We start from the raw sequence: 6,336 nt of genomic DNA on the forward strand, positions 1-6,336 counted from the left end.
GCCGGCTCGACGAGGCGATCACGGCGACGCGCGACATCGAGCGCGAGCTGTCCGATACCGCCGAGCTGATCGAGATGGCCGACGCCGAGGGCGATGCCGAGATGGCCGACGAAGGCGTCGCCGCGCTCAAGACGCTCGCCGATCGCGCGCAGGCCGACAAGGTCAAGGCGTTGCTGGCGGGCGAGGCCGATGCCAACGACAGCTATATTGAGATCAACGCCGGCGCGGGCGGCACCGAGAGCCAGGATTGGGCCGGGATGCTGCAGCGTATGTACACGCGCTGGGCCGAGCGGCGCGGCATGAAGGTCGAGCTGGTCGACTATCACGCCGGGGAGCAGGCCGGGATCAAGAGCGCGACGCTGCTGGTGAAGGGCGAGAACGCCTATGGCTATGCCAAGGTGGAATCGGGCGTGCACCGGCTGGTGCGGATCAGCCCGTACGACAGCGCCGCGCGTCGCCATACGAGCTTTTCGAGCGTCTGGGTCTATCCGGTGATCGACGACAACATCGAGGTCGAGATCAACGAAGGCGACCTGCGCATCGACACCTATCGTGCGTCGGGTGCGGGCGGGCAGCACATCAACACCACCGACTCTGCGGTGCGCATCACGCACTTGCCGACCGGCATCGTGGTGCAGTGCCAGAACCAGCGGTCGCAGCACAAGAACAAGGCCGAGGCGTATAACCAGCTGCGCGCGCGCCTCTACGAGCGCGAACTCGCCGAGCGCGAGGCGGTCGCCAATGCCGAGAACGCCACCAAGACCGACATCGGCTGGGGTCACCAGATCCGCAGCTATGTGCTCCAGCCCTATCAGCTGGTGAAGGACCTGCGCACCGGCGCGACCAGCACCGCGCCGGGCGACGTGCTGGACGGCGATCTCGACGAGTTCATGGCCGCGGCGCTGTCGCAACGCGTGACCGGCGAGGCGGTGGTCGTGGAAGACGTCGACTAAGTGGCCATGCGCGCGCCCGTGTTCGCCCTGACGGCGGTGGCCGTGCTGCTGCTGGCGGCGTGCGACGGGTCCAAGCCGCTGATCGAGCACAAGACCAAGGAGCCGGGGCCGTTCCCGGCCGCCGATCGTCCGATCGCGAACATCGTCTCGCCGCGCTGGTCGACCGAGGAGACGCGCGACCGGCTGGGCGAGGCCGGGCGGGTGATGGACCTCGCCGACATCCGCAAGGGGATGACGGTCGCCGATATCGGCGCAGGCGAGGGCTATTACACGATCCGGCTGGCGGCGCGCGTCGGCGAGAACGGGCGGGTGCTGGCCGAGGACGTGGTGCCCGCGGTGCACGAGGCGCTGGCCGAGCGCGTCGCGCGCGAGCGGCTCGACAATGTCAGCGTGCGGCTGGGCCAGCCCGCCGATCCGCGGCTGCCCGACAACAGCTTCGACCGGATCTTCATGGTGCATATGTATCACGAGATCGCGCAGCCGTATGAATTCCTGTGGCGGATGCGCCCGTCGCTGCGCCGCGACGGACTGGTGGTGGTGGTCGACGCCGACCGCCCGACCGAGCAGCACGGCACCCCGCCGCGGCTACTGCGCTGTGAATTCGCGGCGGTGGGTTATGCGCAGGTCGGGTTCCGAGAATTGCGGTCGGCGGGCGGGTATCTGGCGACGTTCCGTGCGGCGGGGCGGCGGCCCGATCCGGCGGAGATTGTTGCGTGTAGGATGAAGTAAAGGTCGCTTCGTCGTTCCGGACTTGATTAAGAATCCCGCCTCTTCGTGGTCCCGGGCGGAAGCGGAAATCCCGATCCAACGGCAATTTGTTTCGTCATCCCCGCGCAGGCGGGGATCCAGAACCTCTGACGTCGCGCTTCCATCAAAAAGCCTGCGCGTCTGGATTCCCGCCTGCGCGGGAATGACGACGTTGACTCCGCGATGTGTTTGAGTGGCTTCGCTTCAGTCGCAAGCCTTTACGGCACCCCCTCCACCCAGTGATGGCGGTCGTGCCGGCGCCGTTTCGACCGCACCGGCGTCACCTCCACCGTCGCGCCAGCGCGGCCACCAGTCCAGTTCCGGGTTCAGCCGAACGAACAACTCGAACGTCAGGGCAATCTCGCGCGGATCGCGCGGCGGCGGGCCTTTCAAATCCTTCACTGGCATCCGCACCTCCTCTTCTGGCCGTTGCATCATTCTTACCACCCGCCGCCTGGTGGCGCGACCGGCTTCCTCGCGCTACCACGCGCAGCGTGCAGCAATATCTCGACCTCATGCGCCGCGTGCTCGATTCGGGCGTGCGGCAGGACGACCGGACCGGCACCGGGACGCTCAGCGTCTTCGGGCATCAGATGCGCTTCGATCTGGCGCAGGGCTTCCCGGTTCTCACCACCAAGAAGCTCCACCTGCGCTCGATCATCATCGAGCTGCTGTGGTTCCTGCGCGGCGACACCAACGTCAGCTGGCTGCAGGAGCGCAAGGTCAGCATCTGGGACGAATGGGCCGACGAGAACGGTGATCTCGGCCCGGTCTATGGCAAGCAATGGCGCGACTGGGCGGCGGCGGATGGGCGGCACATCGACCAGATCGCCCTGCTGATCGACGAGATCCGCACGCGCCCGGCGTCGCGACGGCAGATCGTCACCGCCTGGAACCCGGGCGAGCTGCATGCGATGGCGCTCAGCCCGTGTCATTGCCTTTTCCAGACGCATGTCGCGAACGGGCGGCTGTCGTTGCAATTGTACCAGCGCTCGGCGGACATCTTCCTCGGCGTACCGTTCAATATCGCCAGCTACGCGCTGCTCACGCACATGCTCGCGCAGCAATGCGATCTGGACGTCGGCGAGTTCATCTGGACCGGCGGCGACTGCCATTTGTACCTCAACCATCTCGAACAGGCCGAGACGCAGCTCGCGCGCACGCCGACCGCGCTGCCGACGATAACGCTGGCGCGTCGTCCGGCGTCCATCGATGCGTACGAGCCCGAGGATTTTGTTCTGAACGGTTATGAGGCGCAGCCGCATATCAGGGCGGCAGTGTCGGTCTGACCGTCGCGCCTGTGCGGCGGTGTGTCGCGGGCGTTTTGCGTTGCAACAATCGTTGGCCTAGCTTGTTTCGCAGCCATGACGATTATCAGCCGACGCGATGCGATGCTGGCGACGGGCGCTGCGGCGCTCTGGCCGGCGCTGGCCCGGGCGCAGACACGCGCGGGCAGTTCGACGCCCTTTTCCTGGGCGATGCTTCAGCAACGCGCGGAGGCGCTGGCCAGGCAGCCGTATCGCGCGGTGCCGCCGGTCGCGGCCGCCGCTGCGCTCGATTACGACGCGGTCGGCGGGATCCGTTACCGCGCCGACAAGACGCTGGCGGGCGGTATCCGGCCGTTTCCACTTGGGAAATACGCGCCGGTGCCGGTTACGCTCCATACCGTCGCCAACGGTCGTGCGACGCAGGTCGAGTATGCGCCGTCCTTGTTCGAGACGAAGGCCGGCGTGACGCCGGCACCGGGCTTCGCTGGCTTCCGCGTCATGGAGCGGGGCAAGGACAGCGATTGGCTCGCCTATATGGGCGCGTCCTATTTCCGCTCGGCCGGCGCGCTCGACCAATATGGCCTCTCGGCGCGTGGCGTCGCGATCGATACCGGGCTGGAGAAGGAAGAGTTCCCCGTCTTCACCGAATTCTGGATCGAGCCGCTCGGCGACGGCGGGTACACGATCTATGCGCTGCTGGATGGCGAGAGCCTGACCGGTGCGTATCGCTTCGTGTCGCGACACCCCAAGGCGGTGGTGCAGGACGTGTCGTCGGTGCTGTTCCTGCGCAAGACGGTCGCGCGGCTCGGCATCGCGCCGGCGACCAGCATGTTCTGGTACGACGATCGCCGCCACAAGACCGCGGCCGACTGGCGGCCCGAGATCCATGATTCGGATGGTCTGGCGATGCGCACGGCCGGGGGCGAACGGGTCTGGCGGCCGCTCCGCAACCCGGCGCAGCCGACCACCGACAGCTTCGCGGCAGACGATATTCGAGGGTTCGGCCTGCTCCAGCGTGACCACAATTTCGATCATTATCAGGATGATGGCGCGTTCTACGATCGGCGGCCCAATCTGTGGATCGAACCGCAGGGGCAATGGGGCAGCGGGCGCGTGATCCTGTATGCTTTCCCGACCGCGGGCGAGACGACCGACAATGTCGTCTGCTTCTGGACGCCGGGCGCGCCGGTGCGCGCGGGGCAGCGGCTCGCCTATGACTATCGGCTGACATGGGGCGGCGACGATCCGACCATCGACCGCGTCGCGCATGTCGTCGACAGCTGGACCGGCAGCGCAGGGCGGCCCGGTGCCGAGCCGATCGCGGGCGCGGTGAAGCTGGTGGCGGATTTCGTCGGTGACGGGCTCGCCGGGCTGACGCGGCAAAGCGGGGTGAGCGCCGACGTTGGCATCGCGCGCGGCAGGCTGCTGGAAAGCGCGGCCTATCCGGTCGTCGGCCAGCGCAATCGCTGGCGCGTCACCGCCGATATCGCGCCCGAGGCGAACGGCCCCGCCGATGTACGGCTGTTCCTGAAGCGCGGCAATGCGGCGCTCAGCGAGACGCTGCTGGTGCCGCTCTACCGACCATGAGCAATCCGCGCCCCCGCTTGCCCGCGCCCGCGCCGCTCGAGATGCCCGAGCAGCGGTTCGACGGACGGCCGCCGCCCGAGCGCGCGCCGGACCCGTTCGACGGGGCGATCGGATCGGGCGCGGACATCTTCGCGCGGCGCGCCTTGCTGGTGCTGCTGACGCTCGTGCTGGCACTCGCGGCGTCGACGACGCTCAAGGAATCGGTACTGACCGACGGATTGACGATCAGCGACATGCTGTTGCTGACGGTGTTCTTCCCGCTGTTCGCCTTGCTTGCGTTCGGGTTCATCAACACCGTGGTCGGCTATATCGTGCTGGCGACGGGGCTCCACCCCGGCTTCATGCCGATGCCGCGCTGGTCCGAGCCGCTGAAGGGCCGAACCGCGATCCTGATGCCGGTGCACAATGAGGACATCGGCGAAGTATGCGGGCGATTGGCACAGATGGCCGAGGCGTTGGCGCGCACCGGCACGTGCGGTGCGTTCGACTTCTTCATCCTGAGCGATTCCGCCGCCGAGAACGAGGCTGCCGAAGTGGCGGCATGGCAGGCGCTGGCCGAGCGGTCCGAGTGCGCGATCTATTACCGTCGCCGCCTGGAGAATGTCGGGCGAAAGCCGGGCAATATCGCCGACTGGCTCCGCAGCCATGGCGCGGCTTACGATTACATGCTGATGCTCGACGCCGACAGCCTGATGGGCGGCGAGACGATTGTCGGCATGACGCAGATCATGGACCGCCGGCCCGGCGTCGCCTTGCTCCAGACCGTCCCGCAGGTGATCGGCGCATCGACGCTGTTCCAGCGCTGGATGCAATTTTCCAGCCGCATCTATGGCCCCGCCGCGACCGCCGGACTGGTCTGGTGGTCGGGCGCGGAGGCGACCTTCTGGGGGCACAATGCGCTGATCCGCGTGCAGGCCTTTGCCGACAGTTGTGGGCTGCCGGTGCTGCCGGGCGCGCCGCCGTTCGGGGGCACGATCATGAGCCACGACGTCGTCGAGGCGGCGCTGCTGCGGCGGCGCGGCTGGCGCGTGCACATGGTGATGACCGAAGAGACGTTCGAGGAATATCCCCCGACGCTGATCGACGCCGGGGTGCGGGACCGGCGCTGGGCACAGGGCAACCTCCAGCACATGGCGCTGCTCGGCGCGTCGGGCTTCCACTGGATTAACCGGTTGCAGTTGCTGTTGGGCGCTGCGGGGTATCTCGCCTCGCCCTTGTGGCTGTTGCTGATCGCGGTGAGCGTGGTGCAGGCGGTGCGCGGCGAGCCGGGGCTGATGTCGGGCGATCCTTCGGGGATGGTGCTGGAACTGACGCTGGCGTTGCTGTTCGGGCCGAAGCTGCTGGGTATCCTTCACGCGCTGACCGATGCGCGTCGGCGGCAGGCGCTGGGTGGGGCGGGCGGCATCCTGCGCTCGGTGCTGGTCGACGTGCCGCTATCGACACTTGCCGCGCCGGGGATCGCGCTGACGCAGACGATCGACCTGATCGGGATCGCCACGCAGCGCAAGGCGGAATGGCATGCGCAGAACCGTCGGGTCGATGGGCTGCCGATGTCCGCGATCCTGCCGCGCTATCGCTGGCATATGGGAGCGGGGGTGGTGCTGCTCGCGCTATCGCCGCTGATGCCGTCGGCAGCACTGTGGCTGTCGCCGGTCACCGCCGGACTGTTGCTGTCGCCGCTGATCGTGCAATGGACCGCCAGCGAACGATGGGGCGCCCGCGCAGCGCGGGCCGGGGTCTTCGTGACCGACGCCGGTCGGGAAGCGCCGCCGCCGGTGCCG

5 protein-coding genes are annotated in these 6,336 nt (G+C 67.8%); all 5 read left to right on the top strand.

What is annotated here, in order from left to right; translation table 11 throughout:
* Window positions 1–953 (top strand): peptide chain release factor 2 (gene prfB / locus AADI75_RS15755; protein WP_341209936.1); only part of this gene is annotated, 953 nt, incomplete at its 5' end.
* A 6-nt stretch (window positions 954–959) separates the two neighbouring features.
* Window positions 960–1,682, top strand: a complete 723-nt coding sequence (locus AADI75_RS15760) for a methyltransferase domain-containing protein (protein WP_341209937.1) — start codon at window positions 960–962, stop codon at window positions 1,680–1,682.
* Window positions 1,683–2,194: 512 nt separating this feature from the next.
* On the top strand, window positions 2,195–2,989 hold the full coding sequence (locus AADI75_RS15765) for a thymidylate synthase (RefSeq protein ID WP_341209938.1): 795 nt from the start codon (window positions 2,195–2,197) through the stop codon (window positions 2,987–2,989).
* A 75-nt stretch (window positions 2,990–3,064) separates the two neighbouring features.
* Window positions 3,065–4,555: a glucan biosynthesis protein gene (locus AADI75_RS15770; protein WP_341209939.1), complete on the top strand. Its 1,491-nt coding sequence runs from the start codon at window positions 3,065–3,067 to the stop codon at window positions 4,553–4,555.
* The coding region (gene mdoH, locus AADI75_RS15775) for a glucans biosynthesis glucosyltransferase MdoH (protein WP_341209940.1) at window positions 4,552–6,336 on the top strand (1,785 nt) is incomplete at its 3' end. The genes AADI75_RS15770 and mdoH, both read left to right, overlap by 4 nt.

Origin of the sequence: uncultured Sphingomonas sp. (assembly GCF_964021865.1) — a bacterium.
GTDB lineage: Bacteria > Pseudomonadota > Alphaproteobacteria > Sphingomonadales > Sphingomonadaceae > Sphingomonas.

What these genes read in the sequence shown, in the direction of transcription:
- AADI75_RS15760 (WP_341209937.1), top strand. Translation starts at nt 960, where the DNA reads ATGCGCGCGCCCGTGTTCGCCCTGACGGCGGTGGCCGTGCTGCTGCTG.
- AADI75_RS15770 (WP_341209939.1), top strand. Translation starts at nt 3,065, where the DNA reads ATGACGATTATCAGCCGACGCGATGCGATGCTGGCGACGGGCGCTGCG.